24 protein-coding genes are annotated in these 24,763 nt (G+C 68.8%); 12 read left to right on the top strand and 12 right to left on the bottom strand.

What is annotated here, in order from left to right; translation table 11 throughout:
• Positions 1–93: 93 nt before the first annotated feature.
• The gene (locus tag AC3WT6_RS03800; protein ID WP_492652230.1) at positions 94–963 is read left to right on the top strand and encodes a lysophospholipid acyltransferase family protein; all 870 of its coding nucleotides are present in this window, start codon (positions 94–96) and stop codon (positions 961–963) included.
• On the opposite strand, the gene argH is transcribed toward AC3WT6_RS03800, so the two are convergent.
• On the bottom strand, positions 960–2,381 hold the full coding sequence (argH, locus tag AC3WT6_RS03805) for an argininosuccinate lyase (RefSeq protein WP_492652231.1): 1,422 nt from the start codon (positions 2,379–2,381) through the stop codon (positions 960–962). The two genes, AC3WT6_RS03800 and argH, sit on opposite strands and share 4 nt — an antisense overlap.
• Positions 2,382–2,465: 84 nt before the next feature.
• On the opposite strand from argH, the gene AC3WT6_RS03810 reads away from it, so the two are divergent.
• Together AC3WT6_RS03810 and AC3WT6_RS03815 are read left to right on the top strand one after the other, a co-directional pair.
• The gene (locus AC3WT6_RS03810; RefSeq protein WP_492652232.1) at positions 2,466–3,581 is read left to right on the top strand and encodes a sensor histidine kinase; all 1,116 of its coding nucleotides are present in this window, start codon (positions 2,466–2,468) and stop codon (positions 3,579–3,581) included.
• A gap of 2 nt (positions 3,582–3,583) precedes the next feature.
• Positions 3,584–4,348 (top strand): LytR/AlgR family response regulator transcription factor, encoded by a 765-nt coding sequence (locus tag AC3WT6_RS03815; protein WP_492652233.1) that lies wholly within the window; start codon positions 3,584–3,586, stop codon positions 4,346–4,348.
• 93 nt (positions 4,349–4,441) lie between these two features.
• Here AC3WT6_RS03815 and AC3WT6_RS03820 read toward each other — a convergent pair whose 3' ends face one another.
• Positions 4,442–5,779, bottom strand: a complete 1,338-nt coding sequence (locus AC3WT6_RS03820; RefSeq protein WP_492652234.1) for a S41 family peptidase — start codon at positions 5,777–5,779, stop codon at positions 4,442–4,444.
• Positions 5,780–5,911: 132 nt separating this feature from the next.
• Positions 5,912–7,105, bottom strand: coding sequence for a murein hydrolase activator EnvC family protein (locus tag AC3WT6_RS03825; protein WP_492652235.1), 1,194 nt, complete (start codon positions 7,103–7,105; stop codon positions 5,912–5,914).
• A gap of 62 nt (positions 7,106–7,167) precedes the next feature.
• Between AC3WT6_RS03825 and AC3WT6_RS03830 the strand changes: the two genes are divergently transcribed.
• From AC3WT6_RS03830 to AC3WT6_RS03850, 5 genes are all read left to right on the top strand, one after another.
• The gene (locus AC3WT6_RS03830; RefSeq protein WP_492652236.1) at positions 7,168–7,602 is read left to right on the top strand and encodes a rhodanese-like domain-containing protein; all 435 of its coding nucleotides are present in this window, start codon (positions 7,168–7,170) and stop codon (positions 7,600–7,602) included.
• A 2-nt stretch (positions 7,603–7,604) separates the two neighbouring features.
• Positions 7,605–7,859 (top strand): glutaredoxin 3, encoded by a 255-nt coding sequence (grxC, locus tag AC3WT6_RS03835; protein ID WP_492652237.1) that lies wholly within the window; start codon positions 7,605–7,607, stop codon positions 7,857–7,859.
• Positions 7,860–7,946: 87 nt separating this feature from the next.
• Positions 7,947–8,441, top strand: a complete 495-nt coding sequence (gene secB, locus AC3WT6_RS03840) for a protein-export chaperone SecB (RefSeq protein ID WP_492652238.1) — start codon at positions 7,947–7,949, stop codon at positions 8,439–8,441.
• 12 nt (positions 8,442–8,453) lie between these two features.
• Positions 8,454–9,455, top strand: coding sequence for an NAD(P)H-dependent glycerol-3-phosphate dehydrogenase (locus AC3WT6_RS03845; protein ID WP_492652239.1), 1,002 nt, complete (start codon positions 8,454–8,456; stop codon positions 9,453–9,455).
• Positions 9,456–9,554: 99 nt separating this feature from the next.
• Positions 9,555–10,553 carry a hypothetical protein gene (locus AC3WT6_RS03850; protein WP_492652240.1) on the top strand — a complete coding sequence of 333 codons (999 nt, stop codon included), beginning with the start codon at positions 9,555–9,557 and terminating at the stop codon, positions 10,551–10,553.
• A 10-nt stretch (positions 10,554–10,563) separates the two neighbouring features.
• Here AC3WT6_RS03850 and AC3WT6_RS03855 read toward each other — a convergent pair whose 3' ends face one another.
• The gene (locus tag AC3WT6_RS03855; protein WP_492652241.1) at positions 10,564–11,028 is read right to left on the bottom strand and encodes a tRNA (cytidine(34)-2'-O)-methyltransferase; all 465 of its coding nucleotides are present in this window, start codon (positions 11,026–11,028) and stop codon (positions 10,564–10,566) included.
• A gap of 82 nt (positions 11,029–11,110) precedes the next feature.
• Between AC3WT6_RS03855 and AC3WT6_RS03860 the strand changes: the two genes are divergently transcribed.
• Entirely contained in the window at positions 11,111–11,404 is a 294-nt protein-coding gene (locus tag AC3WT6_RS03860; protein ID WP_492652242.1) for a hypothetical protein, read from the top strand.
• Between the two features lie 111 nt (positions 11,405–11,515).
• Here AC3WT6_RS03860 and AC3WT6_RS03865 read toward each other — a convergent pair whose 3' ends face one another.
• A complete protein-coding gene (locus tag AC3WT6_RS03865) occupies positions 11,516–14,335 on the bottom strand; it encodes a M16 family metallopeptidase (protein ID WP_492652243.1) in 2,820 nt (939 codons plus the stop codon).
• Between the two features lie 81 nt (positions 14,336–14,416).
• Between AC3WT6_RS03865 and ampD the strand changes: the two genes are divergently transcribed.
• From ampD to AC3WT6_RS03880, 3 genes are read left to right on the top strand one after another with little or no spacing between them, the layout of a single operon-like run.
• Positions 14,417–15,031, top strand: coding sequence for a 1,6-anhydro-N-acetylmuramyl-L-alanine amidase AmpD (gene ampD / locus AC3WT6_RS03870; RefSeq protein WP_492652244.1), 615 nt, complete (start codon positions 14,417–14,419; stop codon positions 15,029–15,031).
• Positions 15,028–15,900, top strand: coding sequence for a regulatory signaling modulator protein AmpE (gene ampE / locus AC3WT6_RS03875; protein ID WP_492652245.1), 873 nt, complete (start codon positions 15,028–15,030; stop codon positions 15,898–15,900). Before ampD ends, ampE begins: the two co-directional genes overlap by 4 nt.
• Positions 15,897–16,730 (top strand): ABC transporter substrate-binding protein, encoded by an 834-nt coding sequence (locus AC3WT6_RS03880; protein WP_492652246.1) that lies wholly within the window; start codon positions 15,897–15,899, stop codon positions 16,728–16,730. Before ampE ends, AC3WT6_RS03880 begins: the two co-directional genes overlap by 4 nt.
• A 284-nt stretch (positions 16,731–17,014) precedes the next feature.
• Here the strand turns inward: AC3WT6_RS03880 and AC3WT6_RS03885 are convergent, their stop codons facing one another.
• The 7 genes from AC3WT6_RS03885 to AC3WT6_RS03915 all read right to left on the bottom strand — a co-directional run bounded on the left by AC3WT6_RS03885 (position 17,015) and on the right by AC3WT6_RS03915 (position 24,719).
• A complete protein-coding gene (locus AC3WT6_RS03885) occupies positions 17,015–17,335 on the bottom strand; it encodes a hypothetical protein (RefSeq protein ID WP_492652247.1) in 321 nt (106 codons plus the stop codon).
• 108 nt (positions 17,336–17,443) lie between these two features.
• Positions 17,444–18,679 carry a hypothetical protein gene (locus AC3WT6_RS03890; RefSeq protein WP_492652248.1) on the bottom strand — a complete coding sequence of 412 codons (1,236 nt, stop codon included), beginning with the start codon at positions 18,677–18,679 and terminating at the stop codon, positions 17,444–17,446.
• Positions 18,676–19,854, bottom strand: coding sequence for an NHL repeat-containing protein (locus AC3WT6_RS03895; RefSeq protein ID WP_492652249.1), 1,179 nt, complete (start codon positions 19,852–19,854; stop codon positions 18,676–18,678). The genes AC3WT6_RS03890 and AC3WT6_RS03895 overlap by 4 nt, the downstream gene beginning before the upstream one ends.
• 123 nt (positions 19,855–19,977) lie before the next feature.
• Positions 19,978–21,468, bottom strand: a complete 1,491-nt coding sequence (locus AC3WT6_RS03900) for a class I adenylate-forming enzyme family protein (protein ID WP_492652250.1) — start codon at positions 21,466–21,468, stop codon at positions 19,978–19,980.
• Positions 21,458–22,477: a 3-oxoacyl-ACP synthase gene (locus AC3WT6_RS03905; protein WP_492652251.1), complete on the bottom strand. Its 1,020-nt coding sequence runs from the start codon at positions 22,475–22,477 to the stop codon at positions 21,458–21,460. The genes AC3WT6_RS03900 and AC3WT6_RS03905 overlap by 11 nt, the downstream gene beginning before the upstream one ends.
• A 10-nt stretch (positions 22,478–22,487) precedes the next feature.
• Positions 22,488–23,123, bottom strand: a complete 636-nt coding sequence (locus AC3WT6_RS03910) for a TetR/AcrR family transcriptional regulator (protein ID WP_492652252.1) — start codon at positions 23,121–23,123, stop codon at positions 22,488–22,490.
• Between the two features lie 78 nt (positions 23,124–23,201).
• Positions 23,202–24,719, bottom strand: a complete 1,518-nt coding sequence (locus tag AC3WT6_RS03915; protein WP_492652253.1) for a DUF3336 domain-containing protein — start codon at positions 24,717–24,719, stop codon at positions 23,202–23,204.
• Positions 24,720–24,763 lie beyond the last annotated feature (44 nt).

Below are 24,763 nucleotides of genomic sequence, written 5' to 3' on the forward strand. Positions count from 1 at the left end.
GCACAAGGGGACGCGCCCTCCCCGGTGGAGTGACAAGGGGCGGCAAGCTGTTAGGCTGCCGCCCCTAGTTCCTGCCCTCATCGAGCCCAGCCGATGCGCGTCCTGTTCACCGTATTGGCCTGGTTGCCGCTGACTGCCCTGCAAGCCCTGGGGCGTTTCATCGGCTGGCTGCTGTGGGTAAGCAATTCCGGCCGCAAGCGGGTGGGCCTGATCAACATCGCCCGCTGCCTGCCGGAGTTGAGTGCGGCCGAGCAGGCGCGCATCGTCCGCGCCTCGCTGGCGCAGGAATTCATGACCTATGTCGAGACCGCGCGGGTCTGGCTGGGGCCGGCGCGCGCGGTGCGCGAGGGCGTGCGCGAGTGGCGCAACATCGCGGTGCTGGACCGCGCCTTCGCCCAGGGCAAGGGCGTGATCCTGCTGACCCTGCACCAGGGTGCCTTCGAGGCGGTGGCAATCCCGATGTCGGCCAGCTATCCCTTCTACGGCCTCTACAAGCCGCAGAAGGGCGTGCTCAACGACTTGTCGCTGCGCGGCCGCTGTCGCTTTGGCGGCCGCATGGTCAAGGCCGAGGCCGGCGTGCGCCGCGCCGCGCTGCCGCTGCTGGCGCAGGGCCAGGGCGTGTACTACATGCCCGATCACGATCCGCCGGAAGGGCGTGGCGTGTTCGTGCCCTTTCTCGGTGTGCCGGCGCACACGCCGACGCTGATCGCCCGGCTGGTGGCCGAGTCCGGCGCGCCGGTGGTGTTCATGTGGGGCGAGCGCCTGCCTGGCGCGCGCGGCTACATCGGCCATTATCTGGAAGCGCCGGCGGGCATCTACGACCCCGACGTGCTGGTCTCCACCGCCGCGATGAATGCCGGCCTGGAGCAGTGCGTGCGTGCCTGCCCGGAGCAGTACTGGTGGGGTTACAAGCGCTTCCGCCGGCGCCCGGCCGGCGAGCCGGATTTCTACCGGCGCGGCTAGCCGCCGGCTAGCGCCGCCCGCGCCCTTGCGATCGCCGCCCTGACCTGCGCCGGCGCGGTGCCGCCATAGGTCGTGCGGGCGGCGACGCTGGCGTCCAGGCTGATGTGGGCGTAGACGTCTTCGCCGATCAGCGGGCTGAATTGCTGCAACTCCTGGAGAGACAGCTCGGGCAGATCCTTGCCCAGCTTGGCGGCGTAGCCGACGCTGTTGCCGACCACGTGGTGGGCGTCACGGAACGGCAGGCCCTTCTTCACCAGATAGTCGGCGAGATCGGTGGCGGTGGAGAAACCCTTGGCGGCAGCGGCGCGGCAGTTATCGCGCCTGACGACGATGTTGGGCGCCATGTCGGCGTACACCGCCAGGCAGTCGCGGGCGGTGTCCAAGGCGTCGAATAGCGGCTCCTTGTCTTCCTGGTTGTCGCGGTTGTAGGCCAGCGGCTGGCCCTTCATCAGCACCAGCAGGGCATTGAGATCGCCGACCACGCGGCCGGTCTTGCCGCGCACCAGCTCCGGAACGTCGGGGTTTTTCTTCTGCGGCATGATCGAGCTGCCGGTGCAGTAGCGATCGGGCAGGGCGACGAAGCCGAACATCGGCGTCGACCACAGGATCAGCTCCTCGCTCCAGCGCGACAGGTGCACCAGCAGCAGCGCGCAGGCGCTGACCGTCTCGATGGCGAAGTCGCGGTCGCTGACCGCGTCCAGCGAGTTCTCGGTGACGCCGTCAAAGCCCAGCTGCTCGGCGACGTAATGGCGGTCGAGCGGATACACGGTGCCGGCCAGCGCGGCGCTGCCCAGGGGCAGCACGTTGGCGCGCTTGCGGGCATCGAGCAGGCGCGCCTTGTCGCGCAGCACCTGCTCGCGCCAGGCCAGCATGTGGTGGCCGTAGGTCACCGGCTGGGCGACCTGGAGATGGGTGAATCCGGGCATGACGCTGTCGGCCTCACGCTCGGCGAGATCGAGCAGGCCGGCGGCCAGGCGGTCGATCAGGCCGACCAGTTCGTCGATGCCGTCGCGCACGTACAGGCGCACGTCGGTGGCGACCTGATCGTTGCGGCTGCGGCCGGTGTGCAGGCGCTTGCCGGCGTCGCCGATGCGCTCGGTGAGCCGCGCCTCGATGTTCATGTGCACGTCTTCCAGTGCCTGACTCCACTCGAAGCGGCCGGCGGCGATCTCCGCGGCGATGGCGTCCAGGCCGGCGACGATGGCCTCGACATCGGCGGCGGCGAGCACGCCGACCCTGCCGAGCATGCGGGCGTGGGCCTGGGAGCCGGCGATGTCCTGCTTCCACAGCCGGCGGTCGAAGGACACCGACTCCGAGAAGCGCTCGACCAGGGCCGAGGTGGACTCGGTGAAGCGGCCGCTCCACATCGCATTCTTGGCCGCGGTTCCGGCGGCGGGTTGGCTGGCGTCCTGGCTCATGGTGTCTGCTGGCGGCTTCAAATGGGCGCCGCGACGGCGGCGGGCGCGGCATTATAGGTGCGCCGTCCCCTTGCCAGACCGACCATGAACAATGCGGCCATCCAGCCGGAGAGTCAGCACAACCTGATCCCCAACTTCTGTCGTGGCGAGGCGGTGTGGCTGCTGATGCTGGTGATGGAGATGGTGGCGGTGATCCTCACCCTGGTCGGCGCCGAGCGCGGTGGCGAGGCCTTGCAGCAGCTGATGCTGCTGTCGCTGTATCTGCAATGGCAGGGGCTGTCGAGCGCGGTGGTGTTGTGCATTGCCCGCCGCTGGTTGCGGCTGGCGCGCGTCGGCGTGGTGTTCTTCGTCTGCTGGGGCCTGCTGGTGCTGGTGACCCTGGTGATCTCCGATGTCAGCTGGTGGCTGCTCAAGTATGTCGCCTGGGCGCAGCCGCTGGGCGAAACCCGCGAGGAGTTCATCGTCCGCAACGTCGCCATCAGCGCCATCCTCTCCTTGCTGCTGCTGCGCTACTTCTGGGGGCGCGCGCAGTTGCAGGCACAGGTCAGGGCCGATTCCGAGGTGCGCTATCTGGCTTTGCAGGCACGTATCCGCCCGCATTTCCTATTCAACTCGCTCAATTCCATCGCCTCGCTGATCTCCACCAATCCGGCACAGGCCGAGGAGATGGTGATCGACCTCGCCGACCTGTTCCGCGCCAGCCTGGACAAGCGCAACCGCCTGGTGCGGGTCGCCGAGGAGGTGGAGTTCGTCAAGACCTATCTGCGCATCGAGCGGGCGCGCCTGGGCGACAAGCTGTGGATCAACTGGGAGATCGCGCCGGAGGCGCACGCCGCCCGGGTGCCGCTGCTGATCCTGCAACCGCTGGTGGAGAACGCCGTGCACCACGGCGTTTCGCGGCTGCGTGCCCGCGGCGGCATCACCGTGGCGATCCTGCGCGACGGCAACCGCCTGGTCATCGATGTGGAGAACCCGGTGCCGCCGGAAGACGCCCCCAAGCGCGAATCCACCGGCGTGGCATTGGAAAACATTGCCCAGCGGCTCAAGCTGATTTACGGTGATACTGCAACACTCGAGCAGGGGCCTGAGCGCACCAAGACCGGGCCGGTCTATCGGGCGCGTATCCAGGTGCCCTATACGACGGAAGACACTCAGGGCCTACAGAGCGCAACGCCAGGGGCCAGTGACGAGGGGGATTGACGATGCGGGTGGTGATCGTGGACGACGAACCGCTGGCGCGCGAGCGCTTGCGGCGACTGATGGCAGAATTTCCTGGCTACGAGGTCATCGGCGAAGCCGGTGACGGCGAGACCGCCCTCGACCTGATCGAGGACGAAGAGCCCGATCTGGTGCTGCTCGACGTGCGCATGGGCGGCGTCGATGGCATCACCGTGGCCCGGCAGCTGGCCCAGCTCGATACCCCGCCGGCGGTGATCTTCACCACCGCCTACGCCGAGCACGCGCTGTCGGCCTTCGATGCGCAGGCGGACGCCTATCTGCTCAAGCCGATCCGCAAGGAGAAGCTGCGCGACGCCCTGCTCAAGGTGCGCAAGCTCTCGCGCGCCCAGAAGCCGGCACCGCCGGCCCACGACCCCAATGCCAAGCCGGCGCGCGAGTTCATCCTCGCCACCACCCGCGAAGGCCTGGTGCGGGTGCCGGTGGACGACGTGCTGTACTTCCTCGCCGACCAGAAATACACCACCGTCTGCCATCTGCACGGCGAGGTGCTGATCGAGGAGTCGCTGAAGACGCTGGAGGAGGACCTGGCGCCCTTGTTCCTGCGCATCCACCGCAAGGCCCTGGTCGCCACCAAGTACATCGCCAGCCTGGAGCGCCGCCGCGGCGCCGAGGAAGACGACGATTCCGCCCACGGCCTGAGGGTGCGGCACTCCACCGCGCTGCTGCCGGTGTCGCGGCGGCGGCTGTCAGAGGTGCGTCGCTTCCTGACCCACGAGAGCGAGGTCTAGCGCAATCCTCAGGGCAGGCACATCGCCGGCTGCCAGTGGTAGCCAACAAAAAAGCCCGGCAGTGCCGGGCTTTTTTGTTGCGCGCCGGGCTACTCAGTAGCCGCGGGCAATGGTCAGGCCCTTGAGCAGGTTCAGCGCTTCGTAGAGCTGGTAGTCGGTCTCGGCCAGGCTCTGCTCGTCGGCGGCGATCTTGTCCGCGGCGGCCTTGGCTTCCGCCTTCTTGGCCTCGTCGGCCTTGGCGGCGTCGGTATTGTCGAGGCGCCCCTTGAGGTCGGCTTCCCTCTCGCGGATGCCTTCAAACGGGTCGCCATCGGCCTTGCTGATCTTCACCGGCTGAAAGCTGATGTCCGGCTCGATGCCCTCGGCCTGGATCGAGCGGCCGGAGGGGGTGTAGTAGCGGGCGGTGGTGATCTTGATGGCGCTGTCGTTGGCCAGCGGCAGGATGGTCTGCACCGAGCCCTTGCCGAAGGTCTTGCTGCCGACGATCACCGCGCGGTGGGTGTCCTGCAGGGCGCCGGCGACGATTTCCGCCGCCGAGGCGGAGCCACCGTTGACCAGCACCACGATCGGCCGGCCAGCGAGCTCGTCGCCGCTGGTGGCGTTGAACACCCGGTTGGAGTCGGGGTCGCGGCCCTTGATGCTGACCACCTGGCCCTTGTCGATGAAGGCGTCGGAGACATCCACCGCGGCATTCAGCACGCCGCCCGGATTGTTGCGCAGGTCCAGCACCAGGCCGCGCAGGTCGCCGTCCTTCTTGATCTTCTTGAGCTCCTCCTGCACCAGCTTGCCGGTGGTGGCGGTGAACTGGCTGACGCGCAGGTAGCCGTAGCCCGGCTCCAGCAGCTTGCCCTTGGCGGAGGCGACATTGATGGTGTCGCGCTTCATGTCGAACACCAGCGGCTTGTCGGCCGACTGGCGCACCACGGTGAGGCTGATCTTGCTGCCGGGATCGCCGCGCATCTTGTCCACCGCTTCTTTCAGCGACAGGCCGCGCACGGTGTCTTCGTTGATCTTGACGATGAAGTCGCCGGACTGGATGCCGGCCTTGGCTGCCGGGGTGTCGTCGATCGGGCTGACCACGAACACCAGGCCGTCTTTCATCTGCACTTCGATGCCCAGGCCACCGAACTTGCCGGTGGTGGTGGTGTTCATGTCCTTGAACTCGTCCTTGTCCAGATAGGACGAGTGCGGGTCGAGCCCGGCGAGCATGCCGCGCACCGCGTTTTCCAGCAGCTTGTCGTCACTGACCGGTTCGACGTAGTCGTTTTTCACCCGGTTGAGGATTTCGACGAAGGCCTGCAAGTCCTTCAACGGCAGCGTGTCGCTGCTGGGCGCCTGCTTCTCGGCGAACACGCCGTGGGTCAGGGTGACGCCGATGCCGAGGACCGCACCGGTGGCCAGGGCGAGGGTGAGACGGACTCTGGAAGACATGGAAATCAATGACGAAGGTAGGACGGAAACCGAGGGGTTGGACAATACCACAGCGTTTTCGTGCGGCCGCCGAAAGTGACAGACAGGCGGTTCGGTTGTGGTGGCGGCTGGTGCGCCGGACAGAAACCCGGATCAGGGCGCCAGCCAGAGTCGCGGGTCCAACGGCTCGGTGCCCTTGCGCACCTCGAAGTACAGGCCGGTGCGGTCGTGTCCGCCGGAATCACCGACGCTGCCCAGGTTGGCGCCGGCTGGGACATTGTCTCCGGCCTTCACCGCCGTGCCGTCGAGATGTCCGTAGAGCGTGAAGTGGCCGTCTTCGTGTTCGAGGATCACGATCAGGCCATAACGGTGCATGTAGCCGACATAGGCGACCCGGCCGCGCGCCGAGGCGGCTACCGGAGTGCCGCGCTCGGCGGCGATCCATAAACCCTTCCAGCTCAGCTTGCCGCCGACCTTGGGGTCGCCGTAGTTGGCCAGCAGCGGGCCGCGCACCGGCCAGCCCATGCGGCCGCGCGCCTGGCCGAAGGGGCGCGCCGGCTGGCCGTCGCGGTCGAGGGTCTTGGGCGTGGTCACCGGCGCGTCGGCAAGCACGTCGCGGACGGTGCTGAGCAGCTTCACCAGTTCCTGCTCGCCGCGCTGCAGGCGCTTGAGCTGGTCTTCCTCGTCGCCGATGCGCTCGTTGAGGCGCGCCAGCAATTGCTCGCGCTCGCGCTTCAGGCGCAGCTCTTCCTTCAGCGCCATTTCGTGCTGGGCCTTGGCCTCGGCCATGCGCGCGGTTTCACTGCGGATGCGCGCTTCTGCCTCGTCCAGGGTCTTGAGGTCGGCCTCGATGCCGCGCACCCGGTCGGCGCGGGCGCGGCCCAGGTAGTCGTGATAGGTCAGCAGCCGGCCCACCGGCAGCGCGCTGTCCTGCGACAGCAGCAGCTTGATCTGGTCGCGCTGGCCGCTGACGAAGGCGGCGCGCAGCTGCTGGGCCAGGGCCAGACGCTCGCTGCCCAGCCTTTGCTGGGCGAGGTCGCGGGCGGTCTGGGCGCGGGTCAGCTCGGCCTGACGAGCGGCCAACTCCTCGGTCAGCCGGTTCAGGGTCGCCTGGCTGGCGGCCAGGCTCTTCTCGGCGGATTCGATCTGGTCGTCCAGGGCGTCGCGCTGGCCGCGGTCCTTGTCCAGGGAGCGGCCCAGGGCCTCGATGCGGTTGCGCACCCGGTCCAGTTCCTTCTGGCTGGCGGCCGGCTTGGCCCCGGTTTTGCTGTCTCCAGCAGAGACCGGGCCGCTTGCCGAGACGGCCAGTCCGGCGGCAAACATCAGCAGGGCAAACGGAACACGCAAGTTGGCAGGCGCCTTTCGAGGCGGTATCAGCAGTGAGATAATCCAATCTACCTCAATTCCCGATGGATTCGATGCAAGAGCTCCTGCAGTTTGCCGCCGCCCACCCGCTGCTGATGGCCGCACTGGGCGCCGCCGTGCTGGCGATGATCGCCAATGAAGTCCACGGCTCGTTCACCGGGGGCAAGAAGCTGCCGCCCGCCGAGGCGGTGCGTCTGATCAACGACCGCGATGCCCGCGTCATCGACGTACGCCCGGTGGCCGACTTCAAGAAGGGCCATCTGCTGGGCGCGGTGAACATCCCGCACGACAAGCTCAAGGCCCGGCTCACCGAGCTGGAGAAGGACAAATCCAAGCCCCTGATCGTCTACTGCGCGCTGGGCGGCACCGCCCGCGAGTCGGTGCTGCTGCTCAAGCAGGCCGGCTTCGCCGAGGTCTATCCGCTGGCCGGCGGCCTCAACGCCTGGGTCGGCGCCAGCCTGCCGGTGACGGCCAAGTAACGATGAAACCGGTGCGGATGTACACCGCCGGCTACTGCCCGTATTGCACGCTGGCCAAGCGCCTGCTGGCCAGCAAGGGTGTGACGCCGGAGGAGGTACAGGTCGACCGCGACCCCACCGTCCGCCAGGAGATGATGGAACGTACCGGCCGTCGCACGGTGCCGCAGATCTACGTGGGCGATACCCACGTCGGCGGCTTCGACGATCTGGCCGCGCTGGAGCGCGCCGGCGGGCTGGACCCGCTGCTGAAAGACTAGTCCGGCGCCCAGACGCTAGACTGTGCGCCCTAGCGCGCCGCCCCTTTGGGCTGGCGCGCCGTTTGTTTTTCCACCTTTTGAATTCCCATGACCGATACCGCCGCTCCCCAGACCGCGCCCGCCACCGGACCGCAGGTGCTGCTGCAGAAGATCTACCTCAAGGACGCTTCCATCGAGATCCCCCAGGCGCCGGCGATCTTCGCCCGCACCGAGCAGCCGGCCATCGACATCGCGCTCAACACCAATGCGCAGAACGTCGGCAATGACAACTTCCAGGTGACGCTGTCGGTGACCGTCACCGCCAAGCTGCCGACCGGCGAAACCGCCTTTCTGATCGAGGCGCACCAGGCCGGCATTTTCACCATCCGCGGCTTCGAGAACCCGGCCGACGTCGAAGGCGTGCTGGGCGTGTTCTGCCCCAACACCATCTTCCCCTTCGCCCGCGAGAGCGTCGCCGACCTGATGCAGCGCGCCGGTTTCTCGCCGGTGCTGCTGCAGCCGGTGAACTTTGAAGCGCTGTTCCTCGAACACCGCAACCGCCGCGCCGCCGCCGCTCCCGCGCCGGCGGTGGTCGCCCACTAAGGGGCGACTCCGGTGCAGGCGCGGCTGGCAGTGCTCGGCGCCGGTTCGTTCGGAACCGCGTTGGCCATCCATCTTGCCCGCCGCGGCCACCCGACCCTGCTCTGGGGACGCAGCCACGGCAGCATGGCGGTGATGGAGTCGGCGCGCGAAAACGCCGACTACCTGCCCGGCCTGCCGTTCCCGGCCAAGCTGCGCGCGCTCTCCGACCTCCATTACACGGTGGCGGAATCCGAAGACCTGCTGATTGCCACGCCCAGCAGCGCCCTGGCCAGCACCGTGCGGGCGGTGGCGCCGCTGCTGCGGCCGGGGCAGGGCATCGTCTGCGCCTGCAAGGGCCTGGAGCCGGGCAGCGCGCGCATGGCCCACGAGGTGATCGCGGCCGGTCTGCCCGAGAGCCATCCGGTGGCCATCCTTTCCGGCCCGACCTTCGCCAAGGAGCTGGCCATGGGCCTGCCGACGGCGGTGGTGATCGCCTCCAGCGACAAGGCCTTTGCCGAGAAGATCGCGCACGAGTTCCATGGTGACGGCTTCCGCGCCTACCCCTCCGACGACGTGATCGGGGTCGAGATCGGCGGTGCCGCCAAGAACGTCATGGCGATCGGCGTCGGCATCGCCGACGGCCTGGGCCTGGGCGCCAACACCCGCGCCGGTTTCATCGCCCGCAGCCTGAGCGAGCTGATGCGCCTGGGCGTCGCCGCCGGCGCCAAGCCGGAGACCTTCATGGGGCTCGCCGGCCTCGGCGACCTGGTGCTGACCTGCACCGACAACCAGTCGCGCAACCGCCGTTTCGGCCTGCTGCTGGCCGAGGGCAAGACCCCGGCCGAGGCCGCCGCCACCATCGGCCAGGTGGTCGAGGGCGCCAAGGCCGCCGCCGAGGTCCTGCGGCTGGCCGACCGCCTGGGCGTCGATACGCCGATCACCCGCGAGATCGCCAAGGTGATCGCCGGCGAGATCAAGCCGGTGGAAGCGGTTTCCACCCTGGCGCAGCGGCCGCTGCGTTCCGAGCAGCACTGATCGACCGCCGCATCCGCTGCCGCTAAGCTGCCGCAGCGCAGGCACTGGGAAGTGGCTGCTGCCGCCGCATCATTCCAACCGATTCGAGGGAGAACCCAAATGAAACACTGGCTTCATCTGCCTATCGCGGGCTTTCTGGGCATGCAGCTGCTGGCCTGCGGTGGCGGCGGCGATTTGCAGGGCACGCCGGATGCCTCCACGCCCGTCACGCTCAAGTCCGCCGACGAGGTGGCGGCGGTGGTGGTGATCGCCGGCAGCCTGCCCGGCCTGAGCGGCAGCGGCAGCCTGGAAGCCAGCACCGCCAGCGCCAGTCCCGCCCTGATGGCCAGCGCGAAGGCCTTGAACGCGCGTCAGCAGAACGCTGGCCAGGCCAAGGCGGCGCAGCCCAAGGGCACCAGCACCCGCGCCTGCAATGGTGGCGGCAACGCCAGCTTCACCACCGACGACGGCACGCTGTATGCCGAGGACGGCACCACGCTCGCCAACCAGTGCGTGGACATCAGTCGCGACAACGCCAACCAGGAAATCAGCCGCACCACTGTCAACGGCCGTCTGCTCGAGCGCTGCACCGACACCGCCCAGACCGCCAGCAGCTGCGCGCGGTACGAGGGCGCCGTCGGTCAGGGCACGACGCCGTTCAGCCTGACCTACAAGGAAGCCGCGCAGGGCGGCGAAGACAGCACCAGCAGCGGGCTGTTCAACTTTCTCAGCATCAGCGACGCCAACGGCGACAGCGAAACCCTGGCGGGCACGCTGACGGTGGTCGACCACCGGGCGCAGCTCAGCGGCACCCTGCTGTTCGACCAGTTGCAGCAGCGAAGCAGCTTCAGCTCCGGAGTCGAGAGCCTGCGCCTGGATGGCGGCCTGGGTTTCGCCAGCAACACCCGCCGCTGCTTTGCCGGCAAGCTGAACCTGCAGACGCTGCAGCCGGTCACCATCAACGGCAGCGGCGTCAGCACCAGCGGCCGGGTGGCGATTACCGATGGCAGCAACACGCGCTACGAGGTGGAATTTCTCAGCGGCGGCGCGATCACGTTCAACTTCAAGGGCCAGCAGAGCACCTACACGCTGGAGCAGCTGGCGAGCTTCTGCCAGTAGCCCTCACCCTCTAGTTCGCGCCGGCAAAACCCAGCTGCCGCCAGGCCTCGTAGACCGCCACCGCCGCCGCATTGGCGAGGTTGAGCGAGCGCGAGCCGGGCAGCATGGGCAGGCGCAGGCATTGCTCGGCGGGCAGGCTGTCGAGCAGCGCCTGCGGCAGGCCGCGAGTCTCGCTGCCGAACAGCAGGGCGTCGCCGTCGAAGAAGCTGGCCTCGCTGTAGAGGCGTTCGGCGCGGGTGCTGAAGGCCCAGATGCGCGCCTGCGGCAGCGCGGCGCGGAAGGCGGCGAAGTCGGCGTGCTCCTGCACTCTGGCCCACTCGTGGTAATCGAGGCCGGCGCGCTGCAGATCCTTGTCGCGCAGGTAGAAGCCGAGCGGATGGATCAGGTGCAGCGCCACGCCGGTGTTGGCGGCGAGGCGGATGAGATTGCCGGTGTTGGGCGGGATTTCCGGCTGGTGCAGAACGAGATGGATCATGCCGCCATTGTCGCCGCTGGATTGACAGCGCCATAGGCCATTACTAGCCTGCCCTCACAGATCAACCCCCTGTGGAGTGCCCATGAACAAGCTCGCCCCGATGCTGCTCGCCGCCTTGCTCGCCGGTGGTGCTGCCCAGGCCTCCGACAGCAGCCTGAGCCAGGTCGACGAAGCGCCCTCGGCTGGCGCCATGGCTTTCGATCTGCTGTTGGTGCGGCCGCTGGGCCTGGTCACCACGGTGTTGGGCACCGGCATCTTCATCCTGCAGCTGCCGTTCGATCTCGGTAGCGAGAACAGCGGGAGCAAGGCCTTCGACACCCTGGTCGCCGAGCCGGCGCGCTACACCTTCGTGCGCGAGCTGGGCAGCACCGAGTAAGGCCGCCAGATTCGGTCCGGGGCCGAAGGCCGCGCCGCGTAGCAGCGCTCGTCCGCGGCCCCTCCGAAAGTCGCTGGGCACTCGCGCACCGAGTGGACGCGAGCCCTCGCCTTAGCGCAACACCGTCCCGTCCGCCGCCAGCACCGTCACCGGCGCCAGCTTCAGCGCCCGCACCGAGGCCTCGATCCTGGCGAGGTCGCCGACCACGAACCAGCTCAGCGCCTCCGGCCGCGCCAGCCGCCGCGCCGCCGCGGTCACCGCCTTCGCGTCCAGCGCCGAGAGCCGCGCCGCGTAGCCGCTGTAGTGATCCTCGGGCAGGCCGTAGACCAGCAGGCGCCGGTAGAGATCGAGCACACCGTCGGCGGTTTCCGCCGCGCCGGGCAGGGTGCGCACCAGGGATTTGCGCGCCGCGTCCAGCTCCTCGGCGCTGGGCGGGCGCGGTCCGCCGAGCGCGGCGATTTCCGCGCGCGCCTCGCGCAGGGCGTCGGCGCTGTGTTCGCGTTCCACCGCCGCCTGCACGTAGAACAGTGGCGGCCCCACCGCCTCGCCGAGTCCGCTGGAGGCGCCATAGCTCCAGTGCTTGTCCTCGCGCAGATTCATGTTCAGCCGCGAGGTGAACAGGCCGCCGAGCACCGCATTGGCCAGTTCCATCGCCTCGCGCTGGGGATCGTTCAGGGTCGGCGCCAGGTCGGCGGCGGCGATCAGGGTCTGCTCGGCGCCCGGCTTGTCGAACAGATAGATCCTGGGCGCCGGCGCGCTCACCGGCGGCAGGGCGCTGATCGCCGCCGCTACCGTGGAGTCGCCCTGCCAGCTGCCGAACTGCGCTTCCAGCAGTGGCTGCAGGCTGGCGACATCGACATCGCCGACCACCAGCAGACGCGCGCCCTCCGGACGCAGGAAGCGCGCCGCCAGGCTGCGCAGGCTGTCGGTGTTCAGCGCCAGGGTCGCCGCTTCCAGGCGCGGCAGGCTGTTGAAGCGGCCGTAGGGATGCTCGCCGTACATCAGCCGGTACTGGTTGAGGCCGAGGATGCCGCCGGGGCTGGCGGTATTGGCGCGCAGCCCGGCCAGCTTGCGCTGCTGGCGGCGCGCCAGGGCGTCGGCTGGGAAGCTCGGCTCGCGCAGATTGCGCAGGAACAGCTGCAAGGATTCCGGCAGGCGCGCGCGGGTGGCGCCGAGAGTGATCGCCACCGAGTCGGCATCGGTATCGACGCCGAAGCTGGCGCCGAGGTCGCCATAGGCTTCGGTGAGCCGCTCGGCGCTCAGGCCGGCCGCGCCCTCGCTGAGCATGCCCAGCAGCATCTCGACGTTGCCGGCCTCCGGCTGCGCCGCCGTGCCCCAGGGGAACAGCAGCGCCAGCCGCACCAGCGGCACCTCGTGGCGCTCGGCGAGCAGCACCTCGATGCCATTGCTCAGGCGAAAGCGCGACAAGGGCGGCAGCTTGATGCCGGCCGGCTCGCCCACCGCCGGTAGCTGCCGACGGTCGAGGTCGCCGCCGCTACCGGCCGCAAGGGCCGGTGACGGCAACACCGCGAGGCGGATCTGCCCCGGGGTCAGCCAGCGCTGCACGGCGGCGCGCACCGCTTCGGGCGTGGCTTCGCGCTGGGTCTGCCACTGCCGCTCGCAGGCTTCCGGCGAGCCCAGGAATACCTGGCAGGAGGCCAGCTCGGAGGCCTTGGAAGCGACACTCTCGCGGCCGGCCAGGCGCATCACGTAGAGCCGGGTCTTGATCCGCTCCAGCTCGCTGGCGGGAAAGGCCTGCTGCGCGAACTTCGCCAGCTCCTCGTCCAGCGCAGCCTCGGCGGCGACGCGGTCGGCGTCCGGCTTGAGGCTGACGGTGATGACGAACTGCGAGCTCAGCTCGCCGGGGTCGATGTCGGCCGACACCGCGGTGGCCAGGCCGTCGCGGGTGACCAGGCGCCGGTACAGGCGGCTGGCCTTGTCGCCGGCCAGCAGGTCGCCGGCAAAGCCGAGCATCAGGCTGTCGGCGCTGCCGCGACGGGCGACGTTCCAGGCACGGTACAGGCGCGGCTGGGTGACCTGGTCGGGCAGGGTCAGCCGGCGCTCCTCGGTCAGTGGCGCCACCCATTCGTCCTGGCGGGTCACCGCCGGTCCGGGCGGGATGCTGCCGAAGGCCTGCTCCACCCGCGCTACCGCGTCGTCGAAGCCGATGTCGCCGGCCAGCACCAGCGTCGCGTTGTTGGGGCCGTAGTAGCGGCGGAACCAGTCGTGGACGTCTGCCAGCGAGGCGCGGTCGAGATCCTCCATCGAACCGATGGTGGTCCAGGAATAGGGATGGCCGACCGGATAGAGCGCCTGGGTCAGCAGCTCGTCGACCTTGCCGTAGGGCTGGTTCTCGCGCTGGCGCTTTTCGTTTTTCACCACGCCGCGCTGTTCGTCGAGCTTGGCCTGGGTGACCGCCGGCAGCAGCTGGCCCATGCGGTCGGATTCCAGCCACAGCGCCAGGTCCAGCGCCTCGGTGGGCACGGTCTCGTAGAAATTGGTGCGGTCGCTATTGGTGGTGCCATTGATCAGGCTGGCGCCGGCGGCCTCCAGAGGCCGGAAGAACTCGTCGTCGTGATGCGCCGAGCCGTTGAACATCAGGTGCTCGAACAGGTGCGCGAAGCCGGTCTTGCCGGGCTTCTCGTCCTTGCTGCCGACGTGGTACCAGACCTGCACCGACACCAGCGGCGCCTTGTGGTCCTCGTGCACCAGCAGCGTCAGGCCGTTCGCCAAGATATGCTTGCGGTAGCTCAGCGGCGCATCCGGCAGCGGGGCGGCAACCGGAGCGCCGATTGGCGCCGGTGGAGATGGCGTAGGCGTTTGCGGCTGGGCCAGTGCGGCACAACCGCTGAGGACGAGCAGCGTGGCGCCGACGGCGCCACGGAAGGACCATTGCTTCAGGCGCGGAAACACAGGAATCGGATAGGGCATGACTGCCGTCGAAGAGAGTGTCGTGAAAGGTGCGCAGCATACGTGGGATGCCCGGCGCGTCGCCGGCCGCACTGCTCCGCTATGAACATCGCCCGCCCGGCAAGTTCCGGTCCGCCGCCGGAGATGCTGCTGCCGCTGCCGGCGCTCGATCCGGCCACCGGCCGCTGGTCGCACACCCTGCAATGGCCGTCGCCGCATTGCGATGCGCGGCCCGAGGGCGAGCTGGTGAGCCTGTTGGTGGTGCACCACATCTCGCTGCCGCCGGGCGAGTACGGCGGCGCCTACATCGACCAGTTCTTCGCCGGCACCCTGGAACCGACGGCGCATCCCTACTTCGCCAGCATCGCCGGGCTCAAGGTCTCGGCCCACGCCTGCGTGTTCCGCGACGGCCGGGTGCATCAGTACGTGCCGACCACGCAGCGCGCCTGGCATGCCGGCGAGAGCTGCTTCGACGGCCGCGAGCGCTGCAATGATTTTTCCATCGGCATCGAGCTGGAAGGCGACGAGCAGGGGCCGTTCACCGACGCCCAGTACGTGGCGCTGGCGCGGCTGGTGGTGGCGGCCATGCGCGCTTACCCGGCGCTGAAGCCCGAACGCATCGTCGGCCACAGCGACATCGCGCCGGGGCGCAAGACCGACCCCGGCCCCTGGTTCGACTGGCCGCGCCTGCTGGCGCTGGTGGAGTTCCCGCGATGAATTTCCTCGCGGTGCTGCTGGCGCTCGCCGCCGAGCGGCTGGTGCCGCACGGCCTGGGTTTTGGTCAGCCGGTGCTGCTGCGGGCGATCCTGCGCACGCTGGATAAGGTCCGCCTCGGTGCCCTGCTGGCGCGCAGCGCCGCGCTACCCTGGCTCTTGACCGCGCTGGCGGTGGCAGCCACCGCCTTGGTGCAAAGCCTGCTGCCGGGGCTGTTCCTGCAGGGCTTGTTCGGCGGGCTGGTGCTGTTCCTCTGCCTGGGGCCACGCGATCTCGCCGACGACGTGCAGGCCTTGCTGGCGGCGCGCGCCGCCGGCGATCAGCCCGAGGTGGCGCGGCTGGCGCGGCGGCTGCAGCACGGCCCGGAGCCGGAGGCCAGCCACCGCAGTCTGCTGGGTGCGCTGTTCATCCAGAGTCACGAGCGGCTGTTCGGCGTGCTGCTCTGGTTTGTCGCGGTGGGGCCGGCGGGCGCGGTGTTCTACCGTGTTGCCAGCCGCCTGCCGGCGCAGGTCGAGGCGCTGGAGCCGCAGACCGCCGCCGCCAACGCGGCGGCGCAGCTGCACGGTCTCGCCGCCTGGCTGCCGGTGCGCCTGTGCGCGGCGCTGTTCGCCCTGGCCGGCAGCATGGATGACGCCCTCACCGCCTGGCGGCGGGTCGGCGAGCTGGACTACCAGCACGGCTGGCGCAGTCACAGCTGGGCGGTGCTGGCCGAAGTCGCTTCCGGCGCGCTGGCGGCGGAGGAGGCCGACGGCAGCCGCGTGGTGGCGCCCAATCTGGAGTCCGCCTTGCGCGAGGTGCTGCGCATGCAGACCCGCGCGCTGTTGATCCTGCTGGCCGGCTTCGCGGTATTCACCACCGGCACCCTGCTGTGAGGTCGGTGGTGCGGCGCGCCGCGCTGGCGCTGGGGTTGCTGCTGTCTGCCGGTGTTGCCAGCGCCGGCGAGCGGGTGGTGGCCCTGGGGCCGCATCTGGCCGAACTGGTTTGCGCGGTTGGCGGCTGCGAGCAACTGGTGGGCGTGATCGCCTACAGCGATTTCCCGGAAGCCGTGCGCCGGCTGCCGGTGGTCGGCGACGCCAGCCAGGTCAATCTGGAAGTGCTGCTGGGCCTGCGTCCCAGCCTGGTGCTGGCCTGGGACGGCGGCACTTCGCCGACCACCATTGCCCGCCTGCGCCGGCTGGGCTTGCGGGTGGAGCCGGTGCGGGTTGAGAGCCTCACGCAAGTGGCGGACGCGCTGGAGCGCATCGGCGCCTGGCTGGGTCGCGGTGCCGAGGCTGAAGCCGCGGCGGCCGACTACCGGCGCCGGCTGGCGCGCCTGCAACAGCGCTACGCCGAGGCCCCGCCGCTGCGGGTGTTCTTCCAGATCGAAACCGCGCCGCCCTACACGGTCAACCGCGCCAGCCCGATCAGCCAGGCAATCACGCTCTGCGGCGGCATCAACGTCTTTGCCGGTCTGCCGACCCTGGCGGCGCCGGTCAGCGACGAGGCGGTGCTGGCGGCTCGGCCGGAGGTGGTGATCCACGGCGAGCGCGATGTGGCGGCGGTGCGGGCCTATTGGGCGCGCTTTCCGCAGGCGCCGGTGCAGGCGCAGGGGCGGATCTACGCGGTCAACGCCGACCTGCTGACCCGTGCCGGGCCGCGCCTGATCGATGGCGCCGAGCAGCTTTGTGCGGCCTTGGACCGCGCTCGCCCAGCGCGCCAATAAAAACGGCCCACCTTGCGGTGGGCCGGGTGACTCGTCCCTGAGTCGACCCTCCCCGCGGGGAGGGTTGTGCACGCTGTGCGCCGCGAGGGGCGATGGCTGATACCGTAAGCGCGGCCGCTGCCGCAGGCAATCCAAATAATGACCGTTCGTCGGGAGAAATATCTTCTGAATCTGACGCTTATCGTGGTTTTACGTGAATTGTCAGTCAGGTTTGCGGGTGCTTGCCGGGCACAAAAAAGCCGCCCTGGCGGCGGCCGGGGCGGCGGGTTTGGCGGTGTGGCGTTCTAGGGCGAGCCGACGATGCCGGTCAGGGTGTAGCTGACCGGGTAGGGCGACTGGGTGTCGTAATGGATGGTGAGCTTGGTGGCCTTGTACTGGATCGGGATGTCTCCCTGCAGGCGCGGTCCGATCGGGATGACCGGCAGCGGCGGCACCGAGGGCAGGGTCAGCCAAGGCGGCGGGATCGGCGGCAGCGGCGGGATCGTGACGCTGGGCAGCGGCAGCAGCGGCTGCAGCGCATGCGGCAACTCCAGGCTGGTCTGCGCGTAGGCGCCAGAAGCGAGGCTCAGCGCCACCAGGGCCGGCAGCTTGCGGAGGATGGACATGACCGACTCCAGATAATGGGACCGCATTCGACAGACGAATGATGACACCATATTCACGAATCAGTATGGCCGCAATGGCCGCACAGACAGTCTCCGCGCGCTCAGGTCTCAGGAGCCATCGTTCTTGTAGACCAGCACGGCGCTGGAGGCGGTATGGCTGCCCAGCGCGGCATACACCTGGCCGCTGTAGTCGACGTTGGCGGTGCTGATCTCGCCGGCCGAATCGCCGGAGCCATTGACCGTCAGCAGGTTGCTGTCGGAGCTGCTCCAGACCACATGCCGCGATACCGGCCGCTCGATGCCGTCCTCGAACAGCGCCAGCGCGCTGACCAAGCCGGTGGCCGGATAGACCAGGCGCTGCGAGTCCGGAGTCAGACGCAGATCGCTAGGTTCCAGGTCCTCGGTGCCATAGCTCGGCAGCGTCAGGCTCAGCGCGCTGCCGTTATCCGGCTCGAAGCGGGCGCTGGCACCGCTGCTGCCGGTATCCAGCGCCGTCACCAGCAGGTAGTCGCTGCCCAGCGACAGCCCGATGATCTCGTCGTCGTCGGCCTCATAGCTCAGCTGCGCGGTGAGGTTCTGCGGCGGGCTGCCTGCGTCGGCGAAGTGGGCGTACACCTTGAGCAGATCGCTATAGCCCACCGGCAGCAGCGCCTCCGGCTGTTCGCGGCTATAGCTCAGGTGGTCGATGGCGCTCACCTTCAGGCTCATGCTGGCGCTGCGATCACAACCGACTGGCTGCGCGCGCAGGGTGAAGTGTGCATCGCCTGCGGCATTGGCGGTGAGCTTGCCGCCGCTATCGACATTGGCATTGGTCACCGCCTGGTCAATCGACCAGCCGATGCCCTCCGCCGCGCCCACCACCAGGCCACTGCTGGAGGTCAGCTTCAGCTCAAAGCTCTGGCTGCTGCGTTCGGCAATCTCGCTCAGCTGCGGTTCCAGCGTCATCAGCACCGGCTGCACCTCGACGGTCATGGTCGAGGTGAAGTCCAGGTACTTGGCGGTGACCTGGGCTATGCCGGTGCGCCGGGGCAGCAACACCCCGGCGGCGTAATAGCCGCTGCCGCCGGCCGCCGGCAGCTCGCCATTGCTGACCGCCACCACACCGGGATCGCTGGAAGTCCACACCGCCCGCGCGCTGAAGTCGCCGCTGCTCAGGCCCAGGTTGCCGTCGAAGTACAGCGTCGCGGTCGCCTGGCTGAGGATGCACTCGCTGACCGCGACCGTGCCGGTGGCCCCGGCCAGGTTCACGGTCAGCGCCACCGGTTGCGTGCCCTCGCTGACGCTGGTGCCATCACAGGCCGCCAACAGCAGAGCGGCGACTAGCGCCGCGAGGCCTGGTCTCACGGCTGGAACTCCAGCACCCGGTGGTTGTTGCGGTCGGTGATGTAGAGCGTGCCGCTGACTACCGCGACGCCGGTCGGCGTCGACAGGGTTTCCCTGCTGGGCGCGCTGTCGACATCGCCGTCGTGGTCGGTGTCATTGGCCAGGCGGGTGGTGTAGGTGTCGCTGTCCTGGCCGTAGACCGCGCTGTAGGCGGCGCCGTTGGCGATCGGGAAGCTGTCCAGCTTCACCACCCGGTTGTTGCTGGCGTCGGCGATGTAGATGCGGGTGCTGTCGGAGGCGACGCCGGTGGGCGCGTTCAGCGAGGTCTGGCTGATGCCGGCGACGGTGCGCGAGAAATCGCTCTGGCCGATGACATAGGTCGCCGCCGCACCGCTGCTGCGCGGCAGCTGCGAGTAATAGAGCACGCGGTTGTTGCTGGTGTCGGCGACTAGCAGGCGGTAACCGTCGGTCCAGACATCGGTGGGCTTGTTGAGGCCGGTGTCTTCGTCGTCGCTGGCGTTGGTGACGAAGCTGCTCTGGCCGATCACCACGTCGGCGGCGGTGTTGCTGGCGGTGGGCAGGCTGTTCCAGATCAGCACCCGGTTGTTGCCCTGGTCGACCACGATCAGTTTGCCGTTGGCGATCGCCACGCTGGTCGGGTTGTTGAGCGCGGTCGCACTCAGGCCCGGGTCGTCGCTGCTGAAGTCGGCCTGGCCGATCACCACATCGGCCGGGGTGGCGGCGGTGGGCAGGCTGTTCCAGATCAGCACCCGGTTGTTGCCGGAGTCGGCCACCGCCAGCTTGCCGTCGCCGACCGCGGCCTTGGACGGCAACGCCAGCCGGTTGTTGGCGGCCGGCGAAGGCAGCGAGGTGACGGCGTCCGGTTGCCCGAGCACGAAGCCGGCGTCGGTCGCCGGGCTGGTCGGCACCGTGCTGTAGCCGAGCACGCGGCTGTTGCCGTAGTCGGCGATGTAGAGCAGCGTGCCATTGCTGGCCACGCCGCCGAGCGGCTGCGCCAGCGACTTGGCGCTGGCGGTGCTGCCGCGATTGGCGCTGCCGCTGACGTAGTCGGCCTGGCCGATCACGCCGAACGCGCTGTAGGCGCTGTAATCGCTGCTGCTGTCGTCGCCACTGCCGCCGCAGGCGGTCAGCAGGGAGGTGGCCAGCAGGCCTAGGGGGATCAGGGACGCGCGCATGAGCAAGCCTTGCCGTGGTGGAGGTCTTACCCGGATGCAGGGCGCAAACAAAGCGTCGCGGCCGGCGGCAACTTTTTGCTGGCAGGGGGGCTTGCCGCGCTGACGCGATCGCCCCGGACCCGGCTAAGGCAGTGCTTGGCCCTGGCCGGCGAGGTAGCGCCGACGGATCTCGTTCTTGTCGATCTTGCCGGTGCCGGTCTTGGGCAGGGCGGGCAGGAACTGGAACCAGCGCGGCAGCTTGTAGGCGGCCAGCTGCCGGCGCAGTTCGCGACGCAGTGACTCGCCGTCCTCAAGCTGGCCGTCTTTCAGTACCACCGCCGCCAGGCCGGACTCGCCCCAGAGCGGATCGGGCAGGCCCAGCACCGCGCAGTCGGCGACTCCGGTGCAGCGAAAGAGTGCTGCCTCGACCTCGCTCGGATAGACGTTCTCGCCACCGCTCAGATACATCTCCTTGCGGCGGCCGACGATGCGGAAGCGGCCGGCGGAGTCGACGCGCGCCAGATCGCCGGTCCACAACCAGCCCGCGCGCAGCGCCTGCGCGGTTTCTGCAGGCTGCTGCCAGTAGCCGCTAAACACCTGCGGTCCGGCCAGCGTCAGCTCGCCGACCTCATCGGTTTGCCGCGGCTGGCCGTCGGCGCTGCGTACCACCGCCTCCAGGCCCGGCATCGGCCGGCCGACGCAGTCGGGCCAGCGCTCGGCTTCGTCAAGGTCGATGGTGAAGCAGTTCACCCCCGCCTCGGTCAGGCCATAGCCCTGCTTGAAGCGCAGCCCGCGCGCGACAAAGGCCGCGCGCACCGGCTCCGGGCAGGGCGCGCCGCCGCTGATTGCCCAGCGCACCGAGCCGAAGTCGGTGGTCGCGAAGGTCGGATGGTCGATGAGCATCTGGTACATGGTCGGCACCATGAACAGCAGCGTTGCCCGCTGCCGGGCGATCTGCTCCAGATATTCGCCAGGCTCGAACACCGGCATCAGCACCACCCGGCCGCCGCAAGCCAGCAGCGGCAGCGACAGGACCTGAATCGCGGCATGAAAGCAGGGCGTGCACTGCAGCGCGCAATCCTCGGCGCTCAAGCCCCAGGCCGCGACTGTGGCGCGGGCATTGCCGAGCGTCTGCCGGTAGGGCAGCTGTGCCGCCTTCGGCAGGCCGGTGCTGCCGCCGGTGTACAGCAGCATGTGGATGTCTTCCGGCGTCAGCGCGGGCGCGTCGGGGCGCGTCGGGTCGCCGCCGGCCAGCCAGCCCTCGTAGTCGGCCAGCGGACGCAGGGGGGCTCCCAGGGTTTCCGCCAGCGGCCACAGCGGAAGGTCGGCAAACAGCCAGCGGGGCTGCACCTGCGCCACCAGGGGTGCCAGCTCGGCGGCCGGCAGCCGGTAGTTGTAGGCGGTATAGATAAAGCCCAGCTTGGGCGCCGCCAGCATCAGATCGAAATGGGCGAGATGGTTGTGGGCGAGGATGCCCACCCGCTCCCCGGGCCGCACGCCCAGCTCGCGCAGGCGCTGGGCCAGACGGTTGGCGCGCTGTTCGAGGTCCCGGTAGCAGTACCAGCGGCCGGCGAAGAACAGCGCCGGGGCGTCTGGGCTCTGCAGGCTGCGCCAGTGAATCAGGTCAAGGATCAAGGGTCTGGAAGTCGGCGGTCTTGCGGCAGCCGATAGCATTCCAGACATAGCCGATTCCCGCACCCGCCAGCACCACCGTCTCGCCCGCGGCGAACCGCCGCCGGTCGCAGGCCAGTTGCAGCGACAGCAAGGGGTCGAGCTGCCCCATGTGGCCGTGGTGGGAAAGATGCAGCGAGCGCTCGGGCGAGAGCCCCAGGCGGTCCAGCACCGCCCGGTGCGCGGCCGGCTTGAAATGCGGCAGCGCCAGATGCGCGACGCCGTCCAGGGCGAAGCCGGAGCGTGCGCAGGCCTGGCGGATCACCCGCTCGAAGTGATCCATCGAGCGCGCTTCCAGGCGCCGCTTGAGATCCGCGTAGTCGGCCACCCGGAAGCGGACGTTGTGCAGGTTCTCCGGCGTCGCCGGCTCGCGGGTGCCGCCCACCGGGATGCGCACGTCGCCGGCAAAGGAGCCGTCCACCTCGATGGCCGAGCCCAGGATTTCGAAGCCGGCGCCCTCGCGGGTCACCAGTGCCGCCGCGCCACCGGCCGAGAGGTTGAACAGGAAGCGGGTGGAGTGATCCTGGTAGTCGACCAGATCGCCATTGCGATAGCCGCCGAGGATCAGCACGGTGTTGACCTCGGGATCGGTGACCAGCAGCTCGCGCGCCTGCTTGAGGGCCAGCACCGCGGCGCCGCATTTCTGGCCGAGGTCGTAAGCCCAGGCGCGATGGCAGCCCAGGGCATGGGCGGCGGCGATGCCGGCCGATTGCAGCAGATAGTCCTGGTATTCCTCGGTGATGCTGATGACCACATCGACCGACTCAGGCGTCATTCCGGCGCGCGACAAAGCCACGCGGGCGGCGCGCAAGGCCATCTCGTTGGGGTGATCGTCGGGACCAGGGACGGGCTTCTCGACGATGCCCATCTTGTCGCGGATCACGGCTTCGGGCAGCCCCGAAGCCGTGGCGATCTCCGCAGCCGTCTGGCGTGGCGCGGGGACGTACAGCCCCAGCGTCCGGAGCACGGCCATGGTCGTGCTCTTACTTGCCGAGCTTCGGATGTGGCGCGATGCCGTCGGCGACGAAGCGCATGATCTCGTCGAGCAGGGCCTTGTCCGGCGCCTTGCCCTGCCAGAGGCAGTGCTTGAGGCCGAGCATGTGACCGACGCCCATGATCGCCCAGGCACGCACTTCGGCATCACCCGGCGAGAGCTCGCCCTGCGCCGAGGCGGCGGTCAGGCCGGAGCTGTAGCCCTTGGCCAGACGCTCGTAGTAGTCACGGAACACCGGCTCATCGACGAACTGGGCTTCCTGCACGATGCGGTACAGGCCGGGGTGGGCCTGGGCAAAGGCGAAGAAGGCTTCCAGGCCGCGGCGCTCGGCATCCAGCCGGTTGCTGCCGGCGGCTACCGCCACGCCCATCTCCTTGCGCAGATTGCGGCCGATTTCCTTCACCAGGGTGGAGAAGATCTCTTCCTTGGTGCGGAAGTACAGATAGAAGGTGCCCTGACCGACGCCAGCGCGCTGGGTGATCGAACTGACCGAGGCGGTGTGGAAACCCTTGCCGCCGAATTCCGCTTCGGCGGAGTCGAGCAGCTTGCGGCGAGTGGCTTCACCACGGGCGGTCGCCGGGATGAGTTCTTTCAGGGGCTCTTTACGGAGTGCGTCTTTGTCCATTGCGCTTGTTCGAGAGTGTGAGTGGAAAGGGGCGTCCATGCCGCCATGAGGGGTAAATCAGCCATCTGATTTTCTTCGCTAGCTATGCGTCCGCGCACTGATTTCCAGTTCGGCGGTCGTTCTGGCGGGCTGAACGGACTTGATGCGGGGACGCAGCTTCGCGAGCTGGCGTTCCTCGGCCCGGTCCTTCAGCCATTGCAGGCAGTCTTCGAAGGCGCGCGAGATGCGGGTCTGCATCCGCACCCGCTCGATTTTCGGCCAAGTCGCGCGTTCGCCAGCCTGGATGTACTGGCGGATGTCCTCGGCGCTGGGGTTGGAGAGCATCCGCATCAACTGCCTTGGCGTATGCGCTGGGAAGATGGTGACGTCCCCCGAATAGCGCTGCTGGAGGATGTCGTTGAGCTTGTCCACCACCCGCCCGGCGGCATAGGAGTTGAGATGCTCGCGCGCCACCTTCACCACGTCGCGGCCGGCGACCTTCACCAGTTCGGTGGTGAGGTTGGACAGACCGCGCCGGCGGCCGACGTTGTCGCGCAGGAAGGGCACCACATGCGGATTGGTCTGGCTGACGATGTAGTGATTGACGTTGTGCAGGCGCGCCAGCCGCAGCAGCGGCAGGTCGTTGGCGAGGCTGCCGTCGATCCACAGCTTGGAGCGCATATAGGGCACCGCCTCGCCGTTGAAGTCGCGTGCCAGCAGGGTCACCGGGTCGAACACGCCGGGGATCGCGCAGCTGGCCTGCACCGCCTTGCGCACCAGCACATTGGGCGCGGTGAGGTAGTTGAGCAGGCGCGGTTGCTGGTGCAGCTCGGCCGGCGAGACGGTCACCCCGAGGATGCGGCGGGTGCGCTCGAAGGCCTGCACGAAGCTCTCCTCGCCGATGTTGGCGGTGAGGCAGTCTTCCAGCCGCTCCGAGTCCATCAGCGTCGAGCCGTGGCGGAACATCTTCACGAAGCTGACCCGCTGGAAGGCGGCGAGATTGAGGCCGTGCGGGTCGAAGATCGCCGGCAGCTGGGCGTCGCTGCGGGTGGCGACCATGGCGGCGATGATCGAGCCCGCCGAGGAGCCGGACAGCACCCTGGGCAACAGGCCGTTTTCCCACAGCGCCTTGATCACGCCCAGGTGGAACATGCCCAGGGTGGCGCCACCCGACAAGAGCAGCGCCGAGCGCCCGAAGGAGGCGCCGGTGCGCTTGAAGAACAGAACCTTTTCGTCGTCGCTGAAGTTGGGGAAGTCGCCGACGCAGATGTAGTCCAGGCAGCGCGCGGCCTCCTCGACGTACTCCTCGATCAGCCGCTTGCTGCCGATGCGCGCATAGCCGTAGAGCAGCGGGTTGGAAGTGTTGCCGAGGTTGCCGTGCAGGCCTTCGGCGAGATGGAAGGTCAGCTCGCGGACATCGCCGCGCCGGCGCAGTTCGCGCATCAGCCCCAGGCGTTCGCGGATCAGCAGGTAGTCGTAGTCGTCGCTGGTTTCGTCCTGCTTCCAGGCGTCCGCGCCTTCCAGGCGGTCCAGCTCCAGCGCGATCTCGCGCCATTGCCCATAGCTTTCGGCCCGGTCGAGATCCTTCAGGCGGCTGGCGATGAGTTTTTTTGACATGCCGTTCGCGGGCTCTGGCTTATGCTGGCGGCCGCTCGCGGGCA

The organism is Stagnimonas sp. FW305-C-60 (assembly GCF_058782965.1).

Bases quoted from the DNA above. Each gene is read 5' to 3' on its own strand.
- AC3WT6_RS03800 (WP_492652230.1), top strand. From the start codon at position 94: ATGCGCGTCCTGTTCACCGTATTGGCCTGGTTGCCGCTGACTGCCCTG.
- argH (WP_492652231.1), bottom strand. From the start codon at position 2,381: ATGAGCCAGGACGCCAGCCAACCCGCCGCCGGAACCGCGGCCAAGAAT.
- AC3WT6_RS03810 (WP_492652232.1), top strand. From the start codon at position 2,466: ATGAACAATGCGGCCATCCAGCCGGAGAGTCAGCACAACCTGATCCCC.
- AC3WT6_RS03815 (WP_492652233.1), top strand. From the start codon at position 3,584: ATGCGGGTGGTGATCGTGGACGACGAACCGCTGGCGCGCGAGCGCTTG.
- AC3WT6_RS03820 (WP_492652234.1), bottom strand. From the start codon at position 5,779: ATGTCTTCCAGAGTCCGTCTCACCCTCGCCCTGGCCACCGGTGCGGTC.
- AC3WT6_RS03830 (WP_492652236.1), top strand. From the start codon at position 7,168: ATGGATTCGATGCAAGAGCTCCTGCAGTTTGCCGCCGCCCACCCGCTG.
- grxC (WP_492652237.1), top strand. From the start codon at position 7,605: ATGAAACCGGTGCGGATGTACACCGCCGGCTACTGCCCGTATTGCACG.
- secB (WP_492652238.1), top strand. From the start codon at position 7,947: ATGACCGATACCGCCGCTCCCCAGACCGCGCCCGCCACCGGACCGCAG.
- AC3WT6_RS03850 (WP_492652240.1), top strand. From the start codon at position 9,555: ATGAAACACTGGCTTCATCTGCCTATCGCGGGCTTTCTGGGCATGCAG.
- AC3WT6_RS03855 (WP_492652241.1), bottom strand. From the start codon at position 11,028: ATGATCCATCTCGTTCTGCACCAGCCGGAAATCCCGCCCAACACCGGC.
- AC3WT6_RS03860 (WP_492652242.1), top strand. From the start codon at position 11,111: ATGAACAAGCTCGCCCCGATGCTGCTCGCCGCCTTGCTCGCCGGTGGT.
- AC3WT6_RS03865 (WP_492652243.1), bottom strand. From the start codon at position 14,335: ATGCCCTATCCGATTCCTGTGTTTCCGCGCCTGAAGCAATGGTCCTTC.
- ampD (WP_492652244.1), top strand. From the start codon at position 14,417: ATGAACATCGCCCGCCCGGCAAGTTCCGGTCCGCCGCCGGAGATGCTG.
- ampE (WP_492652245.1), top strand. From the start codon at position 15,028: ATGAATTTCCTCGCGGTGCTGCTGGCGCTCGCCGCCGAGCGGCTGGTG.
- AC3WT6_RS03885 (WP_492652247.1), bottom strand. From the start codon at position 17,335: ATGTCCATCCTCCGCAAGCTGCCGGCCCTGGTGGCGCTGAGCCTCGCT.
- AC3WT6_RS03895 (WP_492652249.1), bottom strand. From the start codon at position 19,854: ATGCGCGCGTCCCTGATCCCCCTAGGCCTGCTGGCCACCTCCCTGCTG.
- AC3WT6_RS03905 (WP_492652251.1), bottom strand. From the start codon at position 22,477: ATGGCCGTGCTCCGGACGCTGGGGCTGTACGTCCCCGCGCCACGCCAG.
- AC3WT6_RS03910 (WP_492652252.1), bottom strand. From the start codon at position 23,123: ATGGACAAAGACGCACTCCGTAAAGAGCCCCTGAAAGAACTCATCCCG.
- AC3WT6_RS03915 (WP_492652253.1), bottom strand. From the start codon at position 24,719: ATGTCAAAAAAACTCATCGCCAGCCGCCTGAAGGATCTCGACCGGGCC.